Here is a 20010-nt window from a genome sequence, read left to right on the forward strand (position 1 = left end):
AGGGGCGGTCACCTGCCCCAGATACTTGAACGGCGTTCAAGGTAGCAGGTGCGTGGCCCTGACCACCTATCGGGCACCGGCAGTCCCGGCGTCAGAAGGGCGCGGGATCGTATCGACTCCAGTCCTGTCGTATGCGTGCGTGTACAACGCGGCAATGTTCGAGATAGGCCCGCCTCTTCTCGGCGAGCCGCTTCCTCGCCATGTCCGTCGAGGCAGCACGGAAATCCGCGAGCGTTGGGGCTGCGGACCCGCTGTAATCGAGTTCCCATCGGGTGGGTTCGGACAGGGACGTCTCCTTCCCTGAAGACCGCTTCCGACGTCGGCTGCGACCCGCGTGCGATCCGATCGAGAAGTTCGGCAACGTGATCGAGCGCAGCCCGAGCGAGTTCGACCACAGAATCACCCCTCCGGCCACCATCGCCGCCGACCACGTTTTCGAGGTCTTCGCCTGATGATGGAACACGCACACCTGTTGAAGATTGGTCACGATGGTCCAACCTCCCCGCCGCGGATCGTCTTTGTCGAACGGCACCAGATGATCGATCTGGCACCGCGCCGACGGCACGTCGCAACGGGGGAACGTGCACGTGCGATACGCGGCCCGAACGACAGCAGCGACGCGGGCACTGGGTCGATAGGTCACCGCAGCCTGAGATGGACTGCGCTCCCCGCCGTGGCCGTCGGGAAAGATGCCCCGAGCACGCTCGGGCTTCTCGGCAATCCATGCGAGCCACCGCGCGACCAGCCCATCGCGGACAGACTCCTCCCCCAGCACAGGGACGGCGGGTGAATTCGCGCAGTCACCTGACCCGCGTATCGACGGAAGCTCGCCGGCAGCGCGCACGCGCCCGATGCCCACCACTCGACGTAGCAACAAACCGGTCGACAACCGCAAGCCTGGGTCCTGACCGCTACCCGGGTGCTTACTGCTGCCCGGGTCTCGACCGCTGCACTCACCGCGCTGCGAGCCTCCAACGCCGTCCGGGCCTCTTCCGCGACGGTCGTCCTGGTCGCCGGCGCCTGGACCCGCGTCGCCGTCGGGACCGGAATCGCCCTCGGAACCGCCATGGCCGTCGGGACCGGAATCGCCGTCAGGGCCGGACTTGCCATCAGGATTCACGTCGTTCGGGTCACCGCCATCCGGCCCTCTGCCAGACGGTCCGCCACCTTTCGGGTTACCGCCCTCAGGGCCGTCGTCGCCCTCGTCGTCGTCGCCGCACTCACCGCCCTCAGGGCCGTCGTCGCCCTCGCCGCCCTCGCCGTCGTCGCCGTCGTCATCGTCGTCGTCGGAACTGTTTCCCTCGGGTTTGAGCATGTCGACCAACTCGGTCAGCATGGCCTGCCATTTCGCGTCGGTGGCGACGATGCGCGCCACCTCCGGATCGATGGGCGTCCCGTCCGCCAAGGACGCGGGATCCGAGGACAGTCCCAGCAGCGTCTCCACCGCCACCACGATCTGAAGGAGATGCCCGCGCCGAGGAGGGAGATCATCGGTGCCACCCGCAACCGGGCAGTCGTCGCCCAGATCGCACTGACAGGCCAGCGAATGTTCGCCGTGTAGCAACGCCATCAGTCCCGCCGCCCGCAGCATCCCCGTCGACCGCGGATCGTCCTTGCAGACAGTCCCCACAATCTCGACGATGAGCGCATCCGCTTCGGCCGCCTCGAGATGCGTGATTTTTGCGATGAGCGACGAAATACCGCCGGGACCGGTGCGGTCGATCCGCACTCCGACTTCCTCCGACTTCGCGGTCTCGCGAGCCTGCGCAGCGCCGTCCGGATCGGCCCTCATCCACAACCGCCAGATTCGGTTCCGCAAGGCCTGCGGACGCATTCGGCCCCCTGCGGCGCAGACCTCGTATTCGATTGTCGAGATGGTCTCGTCACTGGCGCGATGCAACACCGAGGTGATGGTGACCACCGTCGACCAGTCGAAGCTGCCGGTCACGAAACGCAAGGCCGTCAACGGCATTCGATGTAAACGCTCGGCGACATCGTGCGTCACCGACGCATCGCGACGCGTGCCGGTCATCGTCACGGCCAAGTCGCACAAAGCGCCGCGAACGGTCTCGCCAGGGTCCCCACCGTCGGATTCGGCAGCCTCCAACCGCATTTCGAGCACGTCGCAGTACGCCAGGACGGTCCCCGCCCGGGCAAGATTCTCCTGGACACGGCTGAGCGCGATGACATCGAGAAACCCCGCAATACAGTCATCGACCGACGGCGTCTCCACCGCTCCCCACCCCCGATATCGAACATGTATTCGATAGTACGAGAGGGGTCCGACAAGAAAATTCGATTCGGTCACCGAGTTCGGGCCGGTATAACGGCACCATGCGCAGCTACTCGATTCGTGACATCCGGCCCGGCGACGAGCAGCAAATCGGTACAGCACACGTTGCGATCTGGAAGGCAACGTATGCGGGAATGATCAACGGTGCGAAGTTGGATGCGATGAGGCCCGCGCACCGCATCGAACGGTGGCAGCAGATCATCGCCCATCGCGACGAGTCGTCGGCGCGTGGAGTTCGCACCCGATGTGCAGTCGACGTTGGCGACTCACGCATTGTCGGCTTCGCGACCGGAGGACCCCCGCGCGACGAAAATCCGCCTGCACACAGGGAATTGTGGTCGTTGAACGTTCTGCCCGAACACCACGGCACCGGCATTGCACTGGCGTTGATGAACAACGCACTAGGTGAGGACACTCCCGCTGCGTATCTGTGGGTGGCCGCGGCCAACGAGCGCGCGATCGCCTTCTATCGCAAGAACGGGTTCGAGCTGGACGGCGAAGCCCGCTTCGACCCGACGTGGGAATGCCACGAGGCGCGCATGGTCAGGGTTTGACGGGTGGTTCGTTTCTGGATCGGTCGGGGTTCACGTTCTCGGGATTCAGCACGACGTCGGTCACCACAGGCGTCGTGTCGACAGCCCGATCGTTGGAACGGACAGCCACCGTGTTCGGCAGGAACGCATCGAGGGCGCGGGGCGTGATCCACCACAGCAGGGCCGCGAACAGGATCAAAATGTTGATCCACTGCAGCACCGTCGCCGAATTGTCGGACGGAATCACCCGGTCGAAGACCTGGATGTTCATCACGAATCCATGAATGAGGATCAGCACCCACAATCGCCGATATCGGTAATACACCCACACCGCCGCCGCGCCCCATATGGCTGCCCACAGGAATCCGCCGCCGCCGAAATACAGGTACAGGAAGCCCCGCAACGTTGCCGACAACCCCATGATCGCCCAGATCGGCATCCTGCCCACCAACAGCAGAACCGGCAGAGCCACCAGAATCGGCTCCTCCCTCAGACCGACAGCGAGCGCGGAAACGACTGCAAGCCAATCCGATTCGACAGAGGCAGGGATAGAGAACCCAAACCGGACGATATTCAGTCGCGACAATACGAGCACTATCGCCGACGCCGCGCCGATCGCAGCACACCAAGTCAACGCAGCCTCGCGCGCGGAGCCATGCCGCAGAGGCAGCACCGCCGGCAAAGTCCGTCGCCGCGCGAGATGCACCGCGCCGATCGCGATCGCCCCCACAACGACCTGCAGTGCGCCGACCGCGAGATCGGTCCACTGATCGTGCATCGTGAGGATCGGTGCCGGCGCATGCGGCTCACGAAAACGCCACAGCGCACCCACCAAGCCGATGAAATACACGACGACCCACCCGACCACCAGAGCGAGCGCCAGAGCAGCCGTACCGGTGACAGACAGCGCCCGCCTGCGTGATTCGTCACGGAGACCCGAGTCGGCATCGGTCGCCATCAAGTCACCACCATTCACTCATCGCCGCATACTGCCCTGCGTCTCGCTATTGCCAACGGGCCTCTCACACCACCGAGACCGTAAACTCCGGACTTGTCTATCACGCACGAGGCCAGAATTCAGTACCGCGCACTCACGGTGACGTATCCCGAGCAACTCACGGCCGAAGAGGTACGTCGGTTGTTGCGCACTTATCTGGAGCCGCAGTCCTGAGCCGAGTCCACGGGACATTTGCGGCCGTAGAGCCACCCGATCATCGCGACGACGGCACCCGCGGCAGCGATCGCGGCCAATACCGACCCGAAGCCCGATGCCTCGACGACCCGCCCGACCACCAACGGTGCCAGCAGAAATCCGGCACGCGAGATCAGCGAGACGGTCGAGATCGCCGCAGCCGACGACACACCGGGAAGCCGTCCGGCCAGGCTGAACACGATGGGAAACAGCGGACTCGACCCCAGGCCGGCGACCGCGAACGCGGCAATGACCAGAACAGGCACGTCGACGGCGAGCACCGACAGCCCCGCGATGCCCGCAAACGCGACCGCTACCAGCGCTGCGCCACCCGTCAGTACCGACGACGGTCCGAACCGATCGACGATCCGGTCACCCACCAGGCGTCCCACCAACATGGCCACCGAGAACGCGACGAACGCCAGACCGGCAGCGCCAGGACCGGCACCCTGCTCGGCCGTCATGTACACCGCGCTCCAGGACTGCGGGAAATCCTCCATCAGGCCGGCCAGCAGAACCACCGCGCCGAGCATGGCCAGCGCCGCAATCGGCCGGCCGACGGCCGGCTGAGGAGTTGGGCCGTCGGCGGACTCGTCCGGCCTTGTGTCCGGACCCAGCAGACCCCGGCCGACCGCCGCGAGCGCAAGAACCAGCACCACTGCCACGAAGGCGAAGTGCACCACGACCGGAAGGCGAGCACCCGCGGCCGCAGAACCCGTCACTCCGCCCACCACCGCCCCGACGCTCCACGCGGCATGAAAGCCACTGAGCAGAGACCGACCGGCCCGCTCCTCGACGAGAACTCCCTGGGCGTTCATGGAAATGTCCATCACCGCGTCGGCCCCGCCGAGCAGGACCAGAGCTGCCAGCAGCGTCCACCACGACACCGCCACAGCGGGGAGCACGAACGCACCGCACAACAAGAGTCCCGACCCGAGAACAGCCCACCGACTGCCGAACCGGTGTACCAGCACGGCGGCAACGGGTGCTGCGGCAAGCCCGCCGACACCGACCCCGGCGAGAGCGAGACCCAGCGTGGCTACATCGATGGACAACGAGTTCTGGATCTCGGGAATGCGGGGTGCCCAGTTGGCGAACACCGCGCCGTTGACGAAGAAGACGATCAGAACGGACAAGCGAGCACTGGTTTTCGGGCGGCCCATAGTGCCGCGAGCCTATCGTTGATGGGACTACCCAACCCGTTACTCGAGGTAACGTCGATGGGATGCATGTGTCCGACCGCCTCACCGACCACGTTCCCGAACGTTGGCTCGCGCCCCTCGTCAAGCACGCCGAGGCTCTGAAGTTCCTCATCGTCGGAGCAATCACCTTCGTCGTCACCGTCGTGCTGTTCTTCGGCTTGAAGTGGACGATCCTGCAGGACAAGCCGGTGACAGCCAATGTTCTGGCCGTGCTGATCGCGACGATCGTGTCGTACGTTCTCAACCGGGAATGGTCGTTCACTGCCCGCGGCGGACGACGTCGCCATCACGAAGCAGCGCTGTTCTTCGCCGTCGCCGGGACCGGTCTGGCCATCAACCAATTGCCGCTCTGGGTGTCGAGTTACGTGCTGGATCTGCGCGCTCCCAACGTGTCTTTCATCACCGAGAACATCGCGGACTTCGTCAGTGGATCCATCGTCGGCACCCTGCTCGCAACCGCGTTCCGGTGGTGGGCAATGCGCAAGTTCGTTTTCCCCGAGCCGGTGAACGTCGTTCCCGACGAGGTTGCCCTGACCGTTTACGGTGGACGGCATGGCGACCACTAGGACCCTCGTGCTGATGCGGCACGGAAAATCCGGCTACCCCGACGGCGTGCCCGACCACGAGCGGCCACTGGCTCCACGCGGCCAACGGGAAGCAGGACTGGCGGGAGCCTGGATCACCGAGCACGTCGGCGTCGTAGACGCCGTGTTGTGCTCGACGGCTCTGCGGACTCGCGAGACCTTGGCCGCCACCGGCCTCGGCGATGCACCCACCCGCTTCGAGCGAGACATCTACGGTGGTTCGGCCGACGAAATCATCGACGAAATCAAACTGGCGGACACCTACTTCGACGACGTGACCGTCTCGACACTGTTGGTCGTCGGGCACGAGCCCGGAATTCCGTGGACGGCACTCGAACTGGCCGTCGACGACGACACCGACGTGGCCCGCGAAGTGCGACACCGCTTCCCCACCTCGGCGATCGCTGTGCTGACCACCGAATGCAGCTGGGCCGAGCTGGCAGCGAGTACCGCCACGATCACCGAATTCTGCATCCCCCGCGCCGATTCCGACGGCGCGTAGACCCGACTAACGGTTCCGGAGATACAGGTAGCCGGCACCGCCTGCGGCGATCAGCAGAATCAGCGCGGCGGGAAATCCGAGAAGCCACCACACCACCGCGAGCACCACCAATGCAGGTGCGGCGGCAATCAATGCAATACCGGGATTCTCGCGAACCGTTTCCAGCGCGGACTGTGCATGGACTCTGTCGATCTTCTTGCCTGCCATCGTCGACTCCCTTTTCGTGTCCCGTATGCGTAATTTCCACAGTAGCGCGGCCTACTACGACTTTCGGTGGACTGCCGCATCGTACGTCGGTAGGAATCACCAGCTACGACGCCTCGGCGGGATACCGCATCAGAGTCGACTCGCGTGAGATCGGCCCATGGACAATCCAATTCTGCTCACCATCGCCGTCTGCGAAGTCGGTTTCTGGGTACTGGTCCTCGGCGGCCTGTGCTTGCGCTACCTGGCTAGGATGCGGCGAGCCAGCACCGTCGTGCTGGCTCTGCTTCCGGTCCTCGACCTCGTCCTCGTCGCTGCCGTCGCCGTCGACTTGCATCGCGGTGGGGAGGTCGAGTTCGCTCACCGTCTCGCCGGTATCTACCTCGGTTGGACCCTCGTGTTCGCACACTCCACTGTGGCCTGGCTGGACGTGCGCTTCGCCCACAGGTTTGCGGGTGGACCGGCACCGTCCACGCCACCCAAGACCGGACCGCAGGCCTACCGCAACGAGATCCGAGGATTCGCGAAATGGCTGTGCGCTGCCGCGATAGCACTGGCTATCACCTACGTGCTGGCAGCCACCGTGGCAGACTCGGAGCAGGCAGCAGCGTTGAAAACAGTGGTGCAACCGCTCGGCGTCATCACGTTCTTCTGGTTCGTCACCGGACCGCTGTGGGTGGTGGGAACCAAGAGCCATGGGCGCTCGAAAGATACTGCAGTAGTCTCGAAAGACACTGCAGGAGAACGGAGTCGACGCTGATGATGGGCAGGTCCCGGATACCGAACACGTTCCGCCCTTCCTGGCGGCCGCGTAATCCGGTGGTCCTGCCCGTCGAGATGCTGCTGGCCACCGTCGTCTACGCCGCATTCCAACTCTCGACGGGCATGGTCGGCGACACCAGAGACGAACTCGTCGAGAGCCCGGCCCTGATCACGGTAAGTGTCGTCGCAGTACTGGCGATGACAGCGGCGACCTGCGTCCGCCGGACCTACCCTGTCTTCTCGTACTCGGCTGTGGTCGCGATCAGCGTGGCACTCATCCTCGTATTACCCGAGCGCACTTTGGGTTTCACTCCCCTGTACTGGTTCGCCATCGCCGCGTTGGCAATTCGCGTGAGCGGCCCGCGACTCTTCGTTCCCCTCGGCGCAGGATTGATACTGGAGATCCTGGTCAGCGTCGATACACGCCTGTCCTTTCCCGACGCCGCAGCCGGACCTGGCGGCAGCGTCGGAGTGGTGGCCGAACAGATCGCCAACCTGGCCATCAACTACACGGTGCTCATCGCGCTGGGTAAATACATCGCACGTGGCCGGGCCCAGGAACTGGAGAGCGAGGCGGCACTGGGGCGGGCCGAATCGGCGCACCGGGAACGCCTGGAGACAGCTCTGGACAACGAGCGGCGCACCATGGCACGCGAATTGCACGACGTCGCAGCCCATCACCTCACCGGCATGCTCATCCAGGCCAAGGCTTCGAAGACTCTCATCACGAGCGACCCCGAGCAGGCACGCGAACTACTCACCGGCGCAATCGGACACGGTCAACGCACCCTCGACAGTCTCCGCCAAATTGTCGGCATCCTGCGCCCGACCGACAATGACGGCGGCGCACCACAGCCCATGATCTCCGATATCACCGACCTCGTCGAACAGTCTCGAATGTCGTTCGCCTCCATCGACTTCGAGGTCACCGGCGACGCAGCCCGCATGGACAGCGCGGTGCAGTTGACGTGCTTTCGCATCGTGCAGGAGTCACTGTCCAATGCTCGACGCCACGCGCCCGGTTGCGCCGCGCTGGTCCAGGTCAGCACTGGAGCCTCGAATATCGAGGTGACCGTTTCCAACACGATTGCCTCCCCCACCTCCGGTCATGACGATTCCTCGGGTCAGGGATTCGGCATTCCCGGCATGCGGGAGCGAGCAGCCCTGTTCGGCGGGACGCTGGAAGCCGGGCCGAATGAGCTCGCCGACGGCAGAGGCTGGGTGGTGCGCGCGCAACTACCGGTCGACGGCAAAATCTCGCGTCCCGACGGGGTATCGGCATGATCAGAGTACTGATCGTCGATGATCAACCCGTGGTTCGGCAGGGATTCGAGCTGTTCCTGGCCGGCAACTCCGCCATCGAGGTCGTCGGACACGCCTCGTCGGGACGTCATGCCGTTCAACAGGTCTCGACGCTGCAGCCCGACGTCGTACTGATGGACATTCGGATGCCGAACGGCGACGGACTCACCGCGACACGGGAAATCCTGGCGCGATTCGACGATGTTCGCATCATCGTCGTCACCACCTTCGATCTCGACGAGTACGTGTTCGCCGCACTCGACAGCGGTGCATCCGGATTCCTGCTCAAGGATGCCGATCCGGACGAGCTCGCCGACGCCGTGACGACCGTCGCCGCCGGCGGAGCGGCCCTGTCGCCGCGCGTCACTCCGCGGTTGATGGCGGAGTTCGCGCGACGCGGGGCACCACAGCGATCGGCGAGAAGCACTGCCCCACAACACGACCTGAGTCTCCGGGAGATGGAGGTGGTGCAATTGCTCGCGACAGGGCTGGGCAACAGCGAGATCGCCCGATCACTGCGACTCGAGCAGAGTACGGTCAAGACCCACATCGGCAACATCTGCCGCAAGCTCGAGGTCAGCACCCGAGTGCACGTGGTGATCTGGGCCTACCGCAACGGTCTGGTGAGCAGCTAGCTCTATCCGAATCCTAAGCCGCCGAACGTTCCTCGTCGTCAGATGTCTCGCTGTCCGATGTCTCGTCGGCAAGTTCCAGCATCGACCCGGATTTGTCGGTGTACTGGAAGTGCGGTCGCTTGTCGCCGATGTACGACGTCATCCACGACACCACTGCAACGTAACGATTGCGGAAGCCCACCAGGTACATCAGGTGCACCGCGAGCCACATCAACCAAGCGATCGGTCCGGACATGTCGACCTTGCCGAACAGTCGAGCCACCGCACTGAATCGGCCCACGATCGACATGCTGCCCTTGTCGACATACTTGAACGGCGTTCCCGCGTCGACCTTTCCGATGATCGTCTTGGCTACGTGGCGACCCTGCTGCATCGCGACCGGCGACTGTCCCGGCAGCTTGTGCAGCGAGGTCACGTCGCCGATCGCGTAGATGTCCTTCGCGGTACCGACGGTGAGGTCGTCGTGCACGAGCAACCGGCCGGCCCGATCGGTCTCGCACCCGGTGCGCTCGGCGATCGTCGCCGCCAGCTCACTGGCCTGAACGCCGGCCGACCAGATCACGGTCTTGGCCGGGTAGGTGCGCGAGGTCTTCGTGTCGACGTCCTGCACGGTCACGACGTCGTCGGCGATATCGGTCACCATGGCACCGGTGACGACGTCGACGCCCGACTTCTCCAGCTTGGTGCGGGCATAGGCACTGAGCTTGCCGCCGAAAGCGGGGAGTACTTCTTTCACACCGTCGACGAGGGTGACCGTGACGTCGTCGGGTCCGATATCGGGGAACGAGCCTGCGAAGTAGCGGTGCGCGAGATCCCGGATCTGGCCGGCCAGTTCGACGCCGGTCGCGCCTGCACCGACGACCACGAAGCTGAGCAGCTCCTTGCGTACGTCGAGATCGGTGGTCTGGTGCGCCTTTTCGTAGCAGCTCAGAATCTGCTCACGCAGGGCGATTGCGTCGTCGACGGTCTTGAGCGCAAAGGTGCGGTCCTTGAACTCGTCGCGGCCGAAGTAGGCCTGAGTGGCTCCGGTTGCGACGATCAGGCGACCGAAACCGATGGTGTGGCGTTCGCCGCCACCGACGTAGGTGACCTGATGGCTCTCGGGGTCGACGTCGACCACTCGGCCCAGACGCACATCGGCTGAGTCGTACTGCGCCAGAATGCGCCGGATCGGCGGGGCGATCTCGCCTGTCGAGATCATCCCGGTGGCTGCCTGGTAGAGCAGCGGCTGGAACAGGTGCTCGGTGGTGCTGGAGATCAGAGAGAACGTCACACCGGCCTTGCCCAGAGCCTTGGCCGCGGCCAACGCTCCGAATCCCGAACCCACGATGACGACGTCGTACGTTTTCACAGCACTTCCCTTTCCGAGCACACATTTCTTGTAGATCGAAGAACTACCTCCATGAAACTCCGCCGTTCCTGCGCTATCAACGCGAAAGTTGAAATAGCATCCATGAGCAGAACTCATGAATGGAGGTCGGCGTGGAGCTGCGGCAACTGAAGTACTTCCTCGCGGTCGGGGAAGAACTCAACTTCTCCCGTGCCGCCGAGCGGTGCTACGTCTCGCAATCGGCGATCAGTCTGCAGATCTCCAAGCTCGAACGCGAGATCGGTGAGCCGCTGTTCGAGCGCACCTCACGCACAGTCCGATTGACCGTCGTCGGAGCACAATTGGTGTCCATCGCCCGCCACATGGTGGAGCTCGAACAGGCAGCGTTGGCGCTCACGACCAGGCGTCGAAACCAACTCCGCCTCACCGGAAACATGACGTTCGCCGCGAATGCCATCTCCGCAATCGTCGCGGTACGCGAACGCCATCCCGACGCCGAGATCGACTTCGTTCTCAAACGATTCGCAGAACAGATCGAAGCGGTGACATCGGGCGACTGCCAGGTGGCACTGATCCGCGGCAGCGTCGAACGCTCCGGTCTGCACGTCACCGAACTGTGGACCGAGGACCTCGTCGTCGTCCTCGCAGAGGGCCATCCCCTGGCCGGGGAACCCAACCCGAGCCTGAGCCAACTCGCCGAATACCCACTGCTGCTGCCCAAACGAAGCGAGCAGATCCTGTTGCACCGCGTCATCGAACGCGAGATGAAACGCAGTGGACTTCCACTGACCTTCGGACCGCCGGTGGCGTCCGATCACACCGCGAGCGCCGAACTGCTCAACCACCCGCAGTGTTGGTCGATCCTCTACGCCAGCACGGCCGAGAGCACACCCAAAACCGGCCTGGTGTTTCGTACCGAGGCCGACCGTCGGCTGCGACTACCGGTATCGGCAGTGGTCGACGCGACAGTGCCGGCCACCGACATTCAACGCGATCTGGTTGCCGCGCTGGCCGATACGGCACCCGCCCAGCCCACAGCTCCGGTTCAGCCCACAGCTCCGGTTCAAGAAACAGTGGAGGAGAGCTGAGCGAAAGCGGCGTCCGCCGCAAACAGTTCGGCCCGGTCGAACGTCGACGTGGAGGCCATGACCTCGTCCGCGCCGGTGCGCTCGATCAGCTCGTCGAGCCGGGGCCGAACCTGCTCGGCCGTGCCGAGGATGGTTGCGTCCAACGAGGATTCGATCCGATCTCGGGTGCGCGGCGTCCACCGCGTTTCGTCGATCGACGAGGCGGGTTCGAGCGCCGGAAATTCGCCCTCGCGCCGCGATCGCGCCATCGCCCATGCCTCCGGGAGTGCGAGACGGCGCGCGTCTGCCGCGTCCGCGGCGATCGTCACATCGAGCGAGACGATCACGTACGGATCCGACAGTTGCGAACTCGGCCGAAAGTGCTTGCGATACAGCGCCAGTGGGTCGTCCCCGCGCAGTACCGGACCACCGATGACCACCGGTAGCCCGGCGCGGGCGGCGACCTCGAGACCGGCACCGGTCGCGAGCACGAACATCGGCGGCGGCGCGGTTGCCGGCCGCGCGGTCACAGGACCAGACCCGTCGAGATACGAACGCACTTCGGCGACGTCGGCCTCGAAAGTATCGGGAGCGTCGCGGTCTCGACGCAGGGCAGCGCGCACCGGCTCGGTGAACCCGAGCGACCGCCCGACGCCCAGGTCTACCCGACCCGGAAACAGCGACTCCAGCATCAGAAACTGCTCGGCCACGATCAGCGGTTGATGGTTGGGCAGCATCACCCCGCCGGATCCGACGCGAATGCGCGAGGTCTGCGACGCCACCGCCGCTGCGAGAACAGCAGGCGCACCCGAAGCGATGCCGGGTACCGCATGATGCTCGGCCACCCAGAACCGGTGCAGCCCGAGCTTTTCGGCGTGCACGCCGCGTTCGACGGTGTGACGGAGCGCTGCGGCGTCGTCGACGCCTGCCCTCGTGCGGGATCGGTCGAGCAGTGAGAAGAACACATCTGCTGCAACCGGCGGGGCGTCGGGCATATTTCTCGGAACGACCTGCTCATCGCGGACTGAATGTGTCCGCAATGGGGCTCATCATTGCTTCATGACTCTCACCATGAAGATCGAACTCATCACCGTCCCTGTCACCGACGTCGACCGCGCCAAGGAGTTCTACACCTCGATCGGGTTCGATGCCGACCACGACGCACGCCCATGGGAAGGCATTCGGTACGTCCAACTCACTCCCCCGGGATCGGCGTGCTCCATCGCCATCGGCGAGGGCATCACCGACGCCGAACCCGGTGCCGGCGCAGGCATTCTGATGGTTGTCGACAGTGCCCAGGAGGCCTACGACCACCTCACCGCGGTGGGCCTGACCGTCGAGGAGCCAAAGGACGAGGGCTGGGGAACATTCGTGTATTTCGCGGACCCCGACGGCAACAAGTGGTCGCTGCAGCAGTTGCCGGCCCAGCCCTAGTTCGGAAAGCCCTAGTTCGGAAAGCCCTAGTTCGGTAAGAAAGCCAATCGCGACAGGATGCCGCGGTGGTCGGAGCCGGGGACGGTCACGGCCTCGACCGAACGAACCCCCATGTCTGCCACCAGAACATGGTCGATGGCAATGACCGGCGGGTGCCAGGTGTGCGCCGGATACGTCCTGAGCATGCCTGCTCCCGTGGCCACCGCGGCGTCGACGAATCGGCCGTCCTGCAGGTCGCGGTAGCGCCGGTGGTCCTGCGTGGCGTTGAAGTCCCCGGCCACCACGACGGGTCCGTCGTCGGCGGGGATCTTGGCCAGCAGCTGCCGAAGCAGCCCGAGCTCACGTACCCATTCGGACGGCTCCCGCGGCCACGGCGGAACAGGATGCACCGCGAACACCAGCGGCCGGCCCGGCATCTGTACCCGAGCCGACAGCAGTTCCGTCACGAAGCCGTCGTGCCGCTGCTCGTCGGCGAGTGGGAATCGGCTGTAGATGCCGGTTCCGTTCCCTCCGGGTCCAGCGCTGACGTGGGCGTGCGGTAACAGCTCGGACAGCCTGGGTCGCAGACTCGCATCTGCCTCGGGCGTCAGCTCGACGAGAGTGAGCACGTCCGGCCGATGGTGTTCGACGAGCGCGATCAACGCATCCGGATCGGCCTGGCCCAGCCAGATGTTGGCGTGCAACACCGTCAGGTCCGACTCGCTCGGCCTCCGGGCGACGCGGCGGTAGCGGAGCCGGAACTGGGTCGCGACCGCTGCGGCAGAGACCGCCGATCCTGCCGCCAGCCCCCACCCACCGAAGGCCACACCTGCCAACACGGTTCCGGGCACAGCCGCGAGCATGAGGACATGTGCCAAAGCCGCAGCGACCGCCAACGGCTGCCCACGTCCGTCGAACAGGTGCGCGACGACCCCCGTGACCGCTACGACGAGCAGTAATACAGCCACCGATGCCGACACCATGAGCGGAGTCTGGCAGGCAAACCTGAGGCCGAGCTGGGAGCCGTCCCGAAATACGACCGGACCGTTGGCTTTCTTGTCGCAAACACGACAGAATCGGGAGCGCTGTCCGCGAGGTGTCCGAGGGGGAAGTACTGCCGTGAATAGAAGGCAACTGTTGCGGTTGGCCGCTGCCGGAATGCTCGGCGCCGCTGCAGCCCCGGTCCTGAGTTCGACCGGACTGCCCGGATCCTCCGTCGCCGGCGCTCTGCCGATCGGAGCAGACCGTATCCGGTCGTTGGTACCCGAACTGTTCGCCGACCCTCCCCGGCCACCGGACCACTCGCCCGTCATCGTCATCGGTTCCGGCTTCGGAGCCAGCGCCGCCGCCCTACGCATGGCCCAGGCCGGCACTGCGGTGACCGTTCTCGAGCGCGGACTGCGCTGGCCGCGCGACCCCTGGCGCGAAATCTTCACGGCGGACATGACGGCCGACGGCCGCGGACTGTGGCAGCAGACCTCGTTCACCAACATCACCGGTCTCCCTGTCGGACCGGTCGACCTCTTCGGCGGCGTCCTCGACACCACCCGCTACGAGAACCTCTCGGTCTGGCGCGGCGCGGCCGTCGGCGGCGGATCCGTGGTGTACACCGGCGTCACCATCGCACCGAACAAGAAATTCTTCGACCTCTCGTTCGGCGGACGCCTGAACTACGACGAGATGGCAGCGACCTGGTATCCCAAGGCCCGTTCCATGCTCCGGCCGTCGGCGATGCCCGAGGACGTCTACAACAGCCCCAACTTTTCTCACTCACGAACCTGGGACGATCACGCCCGCCGCGCAGGCTTTCGCCCCGAAGCAGTCGACGGCAACTGGAACTGGAACGTCGTGCGCGACGAGATCGCCGGCCGCTCCCGACCGTCCGCGACCGTCGGGGAAAGTACCTTCGGTAACTCCAACGGCGCCAAGCACGACCTGACCCAGAACTACATCCCCCAAGCCGAAGCCACCGGTAACGCAACGGTGTGCCACAGCCACCGCGTCGCAGCGATCGGCAGCGAATCCGGCGGCCGCTATCGCGTCGACATCGAACGCCTCGACCCGTTCGGCAACATCGTCGAGACCCGGACACTCACGTGCAACACCCTCGTCCTCGGGGCCGGATCCATCGGTACCACCGAACTGTTGATGCGTGCACGCACCACCGGCGCATTGTCGAACCTCAACGAATTCGTCGGCACCGGCTGGGGCACCAACGGCGACGCCTCGATGACGAGATCCCTCGGACCGATGTCTGCCGGCCCTCAGGCTGCACCCTGCGCATCCCGCATCGTCGACGACTCCGGACTGCCCCTGACCGTCGAGAACTGGTACACCCCAGGCGTTCCCGTGAACATGGGCTTCCTCGGCTCACTCGGTATGACCATCGACCCGTTGCGCGGAAACTTCGGATTCGATTCCGCCGCAAACAGATTGACCCTCAACTGGCCCAAGGGTGGCAGCCGCGACACCGTCGAAGCCCTACGCGCCGTGCAGAATCGAATGGCGCAGGCCGGCGGCACCATCGTCGCCGCCGAACCGTTCACCCGCGATGTCGACGACACCTTCACCGCGCACCCCCTGGGCGGCGCAGTACTCGGCGACGCCACCGACGATTACGGTCGCGTCAAGGGCCACCCCGGGCTCTACGTCGTCGACGGTGCCCTGATCCCGGGCAGCACCGGTGCCGCCAACCCATCACTGACCATCACCGCACTCGCCGAACGCAACGTCGCACAGATCATCGCCGACGGGCGCTGAGCCGTCTTTCCAGAGGTTTACTCATGCACCATCCCGCCACCCGACTCGCCGAAAACCACGATCTGACAACAGCGGCCGACACACTGCGCGACGCATTTGCCGACTACCCATGGACGCGATGGGTGATCCCGGCCGAGGACTACCTGGCCACGCTGCAGGAACTCCAGCAGCTGTACCTACAACATGCGCATCGACACGGAATCGTATTGCTCACCGCCGACTACGCCGGGGTCGCTGCACTACTGCCCGCAGATGCCCCTCCGCCCGATGACGAATCCATCGCGCGGATCATCGAGCTACACGGAGATCGGATCGACCGACTGTCCTCCGGCGACGCGGCACCGGGGTCATGGACACTGGAAACGCTCGGCGTGCAACCGCATCGGCAAGGGCACGGGATCGGCGGACTACTGCTCGAGAAGGCCGTCGAGGAAGCTCAGCAACGTGGTGCCTCCGGGTTGGCCTTGGACACATCGGATCTGCGCAACGTTCGCCTGTACGAGCGGGCCGGGTTCCGTGTTTCGAGCCACGCCACACCGAGTGAGGGGCCCGAGGTGTGGTCCATGATCCGAACATTCGGCACGGGATGAGCCTGCGGCACCAGGCGCTACCCCAGCTGAATCTCCGGCCGCCCCTCGGGAACGGTGACCGTCATGGCCGTGCGAACCGGCTTACCCGGCGTCGACACGGCATCGAGAACCCTTACCTCCGAACGCCATTCGGTGGGTGTCAGGGTGCTGCGCAGGTAGCCGCGACGGGCATTTCCGTACTTGACGTGGGGTGAACCGTCGGCGATCGCAGCACCGGTCTTGTCGATGTCGGCACCGTCCTTGCCCGACGCGATGGACGTGGTGGCGATCTCGACTCCCTGTAACGGCGAGACCTGATCCTGGTAGTCGCGTCGCAACTCCGAGACGATCGTCCGGTGGATGTCGCCGACGATCGACGCCACGTTCTTCGTGCCACGATGCCTGGCTCCGTCGAGAATTCGATGCCGGGACGCTTCGTAGCCGCTCCACGGATCCATGCCGACCTTGCGGTCGTTGCCCTGCCCCTGCGCGAGATCGGACATGACGGTCTGATGCGCCAGGAAGTTCCACCTCGACGGCGCCGCGAATCCGTCGAGGATCCATTGTTCCTGTGCCGCACCGGTAATGGTGCGCGCCGGATCCGCCGTCTCGGCGTCCTGCGCGTGCTCACCGTCTCCATGAGCCTGATCGCTGCGGTACTGCCGGGTGTCGAGCACCGAGAAATCCACCAGATCACCGAACGAGAACCGGCGATAGACCTTCATGTCCGGGCCGACGGGCTTCAGGTTCGCGCGCACCGGAGTGTTCTCCCACCACGCCTTGAACGCATCGGCCCTGCGTAGCAGGAACTCTCGTGGATCGTCGTTGTCCTGGCTGATCTGCGAGGCCCAGTTGTTGTCCACCTCGTGGTCGTCGAACGTCGAGACGAACGGTGCCGACGCATGTGCCGCAGCCAGATTCTCGTCTGCCTTGTACAGGGCGTACCTATCGCGATAATCGGCCAGCACCATGGTTTCTCGGGCCGCCGACTCGGTGCGCGGCTCGCCCGCCCGCGCACCCTCGTTCTTGATCGCGTACTCGTAGATGTAGTCGCCCAGAAAGAACACCACATCGAGATTCGAGGCCGCCAGGTCCTGGTACGCGCCGAAAAACCCGTCCTCCCACTTCTGGCACGAAGCCCAGGCGAAATCGAGCGTGCTCAGCGGCTGCCCAAGTGCGGGTGCAGTTTTGGTGCGACCGACGGGACTCGCATGTGGGCCGACCAGGAAACGGTAGAAATACTCGCGCGCCGGCTCGAGCCCGCGCACATCGACGTGAACGGACCAACCGTCGAATTCGGTTGCCAGCTCGACCCCCTGCGCTGCGATACACCCGAACTTTTCATCGGCAGCGATCTGCCACTGGACCGGCACCACGCCGGGCGTCATGCCGCCCAGCGGGGCGAACGGATCGGTGGCGAGTCTGCTCCACAGCACCACCGAATCGGGCAACGGATCGCCGGAGGCAACACCGAGACGGAAGGGATAGTCGGGGGTGATCACCGACTGCGCACCTGCAGTCGCGGATGTCCCCGCGAGCTCGGGCGTGAAGGCCAGCGCCCCCACCAACGCACTCCACGTCAGAAACTGTCGACGTGTGGCCCCGGCCCGCAGAGAAATGTCGCGACCGATCCTGACGTCGCTACCTCGGTTCACCATTGCCCGAGACTCTCGTGCCCGGGCAAACTACATCCGTCATCGATTCGACGCAGAAATGAACACGGTAGATCCATTCGATTCAGGACCGTAACCGTCCGCGATCTCGGGAATCGTCAGGGCATGACGAACATCGACCGCACAGGATCCCAGATCGACCACCTCAATATCGGCGTCGCCGATCTCGCCGCCAGTGCCGAGTTCTACGGTGCCGCTCTGGCACCGCTCGGCATCACCGAGATCATGCGCGTGCCGCACACACCCGAAGCGAACCAGCTCGCCATGGTCGCATTCGGCTGGGCGCAGGTGAAGCCCTTCTTCTGGATCGTCGACGCGCCGGGGTCGGCGATCGGCCCCCACACCCATCTCGCGTTCAGCGCACCGGACCGCACCACAGTCGACGCATTCCACGCGGCAGCACTGTCGGCGGGCGCGACCGAACTCCGGCCTCCAGGACTACAGCCGGAATACCACGCGACCTACTACGGATCCTTCGTGCGGGACCTCAACGGCATCGACCTCGAGGCCGTGTGTCACCACGGATGAACGCCCGGCCGTCATCCGAGGTGGAGGTGTCTCACTGCGGCCGCGGCAGTGTCCCGTTGGCTCGCACGTGGACTCGCAGACGAGTGAGAAGCGGTTCGAGAGTGGCGACGTCCTCGGGTGCGAGCGCGTCGAAGAACAGGCGACGCACGACGTCGACGTGCCCCGCCGCCGATGCGTTCAGAGCAGCCCTCCCTGCATCGGTGAGCACTGCATCCGTGGCCCGTCCGTCGGTAGTCGAGACAGCGCGATCGGTGAGCCCTCGCGCGGACATCCGCGCGAGGTGATGGGAGGCCCTGCTGCGCTCCCAGCCGATTTCGGCGGCCAGTTCGGTCACCCGGCGACGACCGTCGGGACTGTCCGCCAGTGCGACCAGCACCGAATAGTCGGCGAGGGAAAGACCGTGCTCCTCGGTCAGCTGCCGGTTCATCTCGAACGTCATCTGCAGCGACAAACCCATGTAGGCGCGCCACGCCGATTCCTCGATGGGCGTCAGCCACGGAGCGCTTTCGGGGTTACTGGGTGACATGTCACGTACTTTCCGCGATGCTGGGTCCGGGGGCACCGGCGCACCGAACCCCGACCACCAACCCTAGGGGCACACCATGGATCGCAGCACTCCTGCAGAGCTGGCACGCCGCAACGTCGTCGAAGTATTCAACACGAACGACGACGCGAAACGACGCGAACTCATCGAGTCCATGTATCACCCGGACGCGGTGTTCTACGACGCCGAGAACACCGCCAACGGCAGAGAGTCGGTCATCGAGGCGATTCGAGCGCTGGTCGGGCCCTCCGAGGGTCTGACATTCGCCGTCACCGCCGAGCCCACGGCCCTGGGCAACGTCGCCCGAATCTCCTGGGCACTGTCGCCGCCCGACGCCCCCGCCGTAGTCTCGGGCCAGGACTTCGTCGTCGTGAAGGACAACCTGATCACCGAGCTGTACACGTTCATCGACCAGCCATAGCCGGCCACCCACAAGACTCGACACCGCCGACGTACGCGTCAGATGAGCCGCGCCCCGGGGCCCGCCTTGCCCAGCTCGTCGCCTGGATTGAGCAGACTGCATTTGTTGAGGGAGAGACATCCGCAGCCGATGCAGCCGGTGAGTTGCTCCTGCATCCGCGCAATCGACTGCTTCCGATCCTCCAACCGCTGGTTCCATGCAACCGAAATCTTGGCCCAGTCGCGCTTGTTCGGGGTGCGCCCCGACGGTAAGGACGCAAAGACCTCGGCCACCTCGGCAAGCGGTATTCCGAACCGCACCGCCACCTGAATCAGCGAGATCCGCCGAATCGCGTGACGGGGAAACTTTCGGACGTTGCCCGCCGTCCGCTCGGCGGGCACGAGCCCGAGAGTCTCGTAATACCGGACCGCGGACACTGCGGCACCGGTTCTGGCCGCGACCTCCCCGATGGACAACAGTTCGCCACTGATACGGATCATACTGCCTCCCAACCGAC

22 protein-coding genes are annotated in these 20010 nt (G+C 65.0%); 12 read left to right on the forward strand and 10 right to left on the reverse strand.

Features of this window, described 5'->3' with window-relative positions:
* Nucleotides 1-91: 91 nt before the first annotated feature.
* On the reverse strand, nucleotides 92-2233 hold the full coding sequence (locus CH266_RS07555; protein WP_094715054.1) for an HNH endonuclease signature motif containing protein: 2142 nt from the start codon (nucleotides 2231-2233) through the stop codon (nucleotides 92-94).
* A 101-nt stretch (nucleotides 2234-2334) separates the two neighbouring features.
* Between CH266_RS07555 and CH266_RS07560 the strand changes: the two genes are divergently transcribed.
* Nucleotides 2335-2847 (forward strand): GNAT family N-acetyltransferase, encoded by a 513-nt coding sequence (locus CH266_RS07560; protein WP_032369708.1) that lies wholly within the window; start codon nucleotides 2335-2337, stop codon nucleotides 2845-2847.
* Here the strand turns inward: CH266_RS07560 and CH266_RS07565 are convergent.
* On the reverse strand, nucleotides 2837-3784 hold the full coding sequence (locus tag CH266_RS07565; RefSeq protein WP_052067171.1) for a CPBP family intramembrane glutamic endopeptidase: 948 nt from the start codon (nucleotides 3782-3784) through the stop codon (nucleotides 2837-2839). The two genes, CH266_RS07560 and CH266_RS07565, sit on opposite strands and share 11 nt — an antisense overlap.
* A 191-nt stretch (nucleotides 3785-3975) precedes the next feature.
* Entirely contained in the window at nucleotides 3976-5181 is a 1206-nt protein-coding gene (locus tag CH266_RS07570) for an MFS transporter (protein ID WP_052067172.1), read from the reverse strand.
* 62 nt (nucleotides 5182-5243) lie between these two features.
* Between CH266_RS07570 and CH266_RS07575 the strand changes: the two genes are divergently transcribed.
* A complete protein-coding gene (locus CH266_RS07575; protein WP_027498197.1) occupies nucleotides 5244-5786 on the forward strand; it encodes a GtrA family protein in 543 nt (180 codons plus the stop codon).
* On the forward strand, nucleotides 5773-6306 hold the full coding sequence (locus CH266_RS07580) for a SixA phosphatase family protein (protein ID WP_027498198.1): 534 nt from the start codon (nucleotides 5773-5775) through the stop codon (nucleotides 6304-6306). Before CH266_RS07575 ends, CH266_RS07580 begins: the two co-directional genes overlap by 14 nt.
* A gap of 6 nt (nucleotides 6307-6312) precedes the next feature.
* Here the strand turns inward: CH266_RS07580 and CH266_RS07585 are convergent, their stop codons facing one another.
* Nucleotides 6313-6513 carry a membrane protein gene (locus tag CH266_RS07585; protein ID WP_027498199.1) on the reverse strand — a complete coding sequence of 67 codons (201 nt, stop codon included), beginning with the start codon at nucleotides 6511-6513 and terminating at the stop codon, nucleotides 6313-6315.
* Nucleotides 6514-6670: 157 nt separating this feature from the next.
* On the opposite strand from CH266_RS07585, the gene CH266_RS07590 reads away from it, so the two are divergent.
* Genes CH266_RS07590 through CH266_RS07600 form a run of 3 tightly spaced genes read left to right on the forward strand, consistent with a single transcriptional unit; the run spans nucleotide 6671 to nucleotide 9209 of the window.
* Nucleotides 6671-7270 (forward strand): hypothetical protein, encoded by a 600-nt coding sequence (locus tag CH266_RS07590; RefSeq protein WP_052067173.1) that lies wholly within the window; start codon nucleotides 6671-6673, stop codon nucleotides 7268-7270.
* The gene (locus CH266_RS07595; RefSeq protein WP_080729144.1) at nucleotides 7270-8556 is read left to right on the forward strand and encodes a sensor histidine kinase; all 1287 of its coding nucleotides are present in this window, start codon (nucleotides 7270-7272) and stop codon (nucleotides 8554-8556) included. The genes CH266_RS07590 and CH266_RS07595 overlap by 1 nt, the downstream gene beginning before the upstream one ends.
* A complete protein-coding gene (locus tag CH266_RS07600; protein WP_027498200.1) occupies nucleotides 8553-9209 on the forward strand; it encodes a response regulator transcription factor in 657 nt (218 codons plus the stop codon). Before CH266_RS07595 ends, CH266_RS07600 begins: the two co-directional genes overlap by 4 nt.
* A 13-nt stretch (nucleotides 9210-9222) precedes the next feature.
* On the opposite strand, the gene CH266_RS07605 is transcribed toward CH266_RS07600, so the two are convergent.
* Complete coding sequence (locus CH266_RS07605) at nucleotides 9223-10560, reverse strand: NAD(P)/FAD-dependent oxidoreductase (RefSeq protein ID WP_032369892.1); 1338 nt, start codon at nucleotides 10558-10560, stop codon at nucleotides 9223-9225.
* Between the two features lie 131 nt (nucleotides 10561-10691).
* Here CH266_RS07605 and CH266_RS07610 point away from each other — a divergent pair, with 131 nt between their 5' ends.
* Entirely contained in the window at nucleotides 10692-11627 is a 936-nt protein-coding gene (locus CH266_RS07610) for a LysR substrate-binding domain-containing protein (protein WP_032369893.1), read from the forward strand.
* On the opposite strand, the gene CH266_RS07615 is transcribed toward CH266_RS07610, so the two are convergent.
* Nucleotides 11603-12601: an MsnO8 family LLM class oxidoreductase gene (locus CH266_RS07615; RefSeq protein WP_032369709.1), complete on the reverse strand. Its 999-nt coding sequence runs from the start codon at nucleotides 12599-12601 to the stop codon at nucleotides 11603-11605. The genes CH266_RS07610 and CH266_RS07615 overlap by 25 nt on opposite strands.
* A 64-nt stretch (nucleotides 12602-12665) precedes the next feature.
* On the opposite strand from CH266_RS07615, the gene CH266_RS07620 reads away from it, so the two are divergent.
* Nucleotides 12666-13040 carry a VOC family protein gene (locus CH266_RS07620; RefSeq protein ID WP_027498203.1) on the forward strand — a complete coding sequence of 125 codons (375 nt, stop codon included), beginning with the start codon at nucleotides 12666-12668 and terminating at the stop codon, nucleotides 13038-13040.
* 26 nt (nucleotides 13041-13066) lie between these two features.
* Here the strand turns inward: CH266_RS07620 and CH266_RS07625 are convergent, their stop codons facing one another.
* On the reverse strand, nucleotides 13067-14002 hold the full coding sequence (locus CH266_RS07625) for an endonuclease/exonuclease/phosphatase family protein (protein ID WP_032390370.1): 936 nt from the start codon (nucleotides 14000-14002) through the stop codon (nucleotides 13067-13069).
* 136 nt (nucleotides 14003-14138) lie between these two features.
* Between CH266_RS07625 and CH266_RS07630 the strand changes: the two genes are divergently transcribed.
* Nucleotides 14139-15779, forward strand: a complete 1641-nt coding sequence (locus CH266_RS07630) for a GMC oxidoreductase (protein WP_032390371.1) — start codon at nucleotides 14139-14141, stop codon at nucleotides 15777-15779.
* Nucleotides 15780-15802: 23 nt separating this feature from the next.
* A complete protein-coding gene (locus tag CH266_RS07635; RefSeq protein WP_032369712.1) occupies nucleotides 15803-16369 on the forward strand; it encodes a GNAT family N-acetyltransferase in 567 nt (188 codons plus the stop codon).
* Between the two features lie 17 nt (nucleotides 16370-16386).
* Here CH266_RS07635 and CH266_RS07640 read toward each other — a convergent pair whose 3' ends face one another.
* A complete protein-coding gene (locus CH266_RS07640; RefSeq protein ID WP_032369713.1) occupies nucleotides 16387-18006 on the reverse strand; it encodes an alkaline phosphatase D family protein in 1620 nt (539 codons plus the stop codon).
* A 120-nt stretch (nucleotides 18007-18126) separates the two neighbouring features.
* Between CH266_RS07640 and CH266_RS07645 the strand changes: the two genes are divergently transcribed.
* Nucleotides 18127-18549 carry a VOC family protein gene (locus CH266_RS07645; protein WP_032369714.1) on the forward strand — a complete coding sequence of 141 codons (423 nt, stop codon included), beginning with the start codon at nucleotides 18127-18129 and terminating at the stop codon, nucleotides 18547-18549.
* 31 nt (nucleotides 18550-18580) lie between these two features.
* On the opposite strand, the gene CH266_RS07650 is transcribed toward CH266_RS07645, so the two are convergent.
* A complete protein-coding gene (locus CH266_RS07650; RefSeq protein ID WP_032369715.1) occupies nucleotides 18581-19075 on the reverse strand; it encodes a MarR family winged helix-turn-helix transcriptional regulator in 495 nt (164 codons plus the stop codon).
* Nucleotides 19076-19151: 76 nt separating this feature from the next.
* Here CH266_RS07650 and CH266_RS07655 point away from each other — a divergent pair, with 76 nt between their 5' ends.
* Nucleotides 19152-19514 (forward strand): nuclear transport factor 2 family protein, encoded by a 363-nt coding sequence (locus tag CH266_RS07655; RefSeq protein ID WP_032369716.1) that lies wholly within the window; start codon nucleotides 19152-19154, stop codon nucleotides 19512-19514.
* Between the two features lie 38 nt (nucleotides 19515-19552).
* On the opposite strand, the gene soxR is transcribed toward CH266_RS07655, so the two are convergent.
* The gene (gene soxR, locus CH266_RS07660; RefSeq protein ID WP_176457056.1) at nucleotides 19553-19990 is read right to left on the reverse strand and encodes a redox-sensitive transcriptional activator SoxR; all 438 of its coding nucleotides are present in this window, start codon (nucleotides 19988-19990) and stop codon (nucleotides 19553-19555) included.
* Nucleotides 19991-20010: the final 20 nt, after the last annotated feature.

This window comes from Rhodococcus sp. 06-1474-1B (assembly GCF_002258885.1).
GTDB classification, from domain to species: Bacteria; Actinomycetota; Actinomycetes; order Mycobacteriales; family Mycobacteriaceae; genus Rhodococcoides; species Rhodococcoides fascians.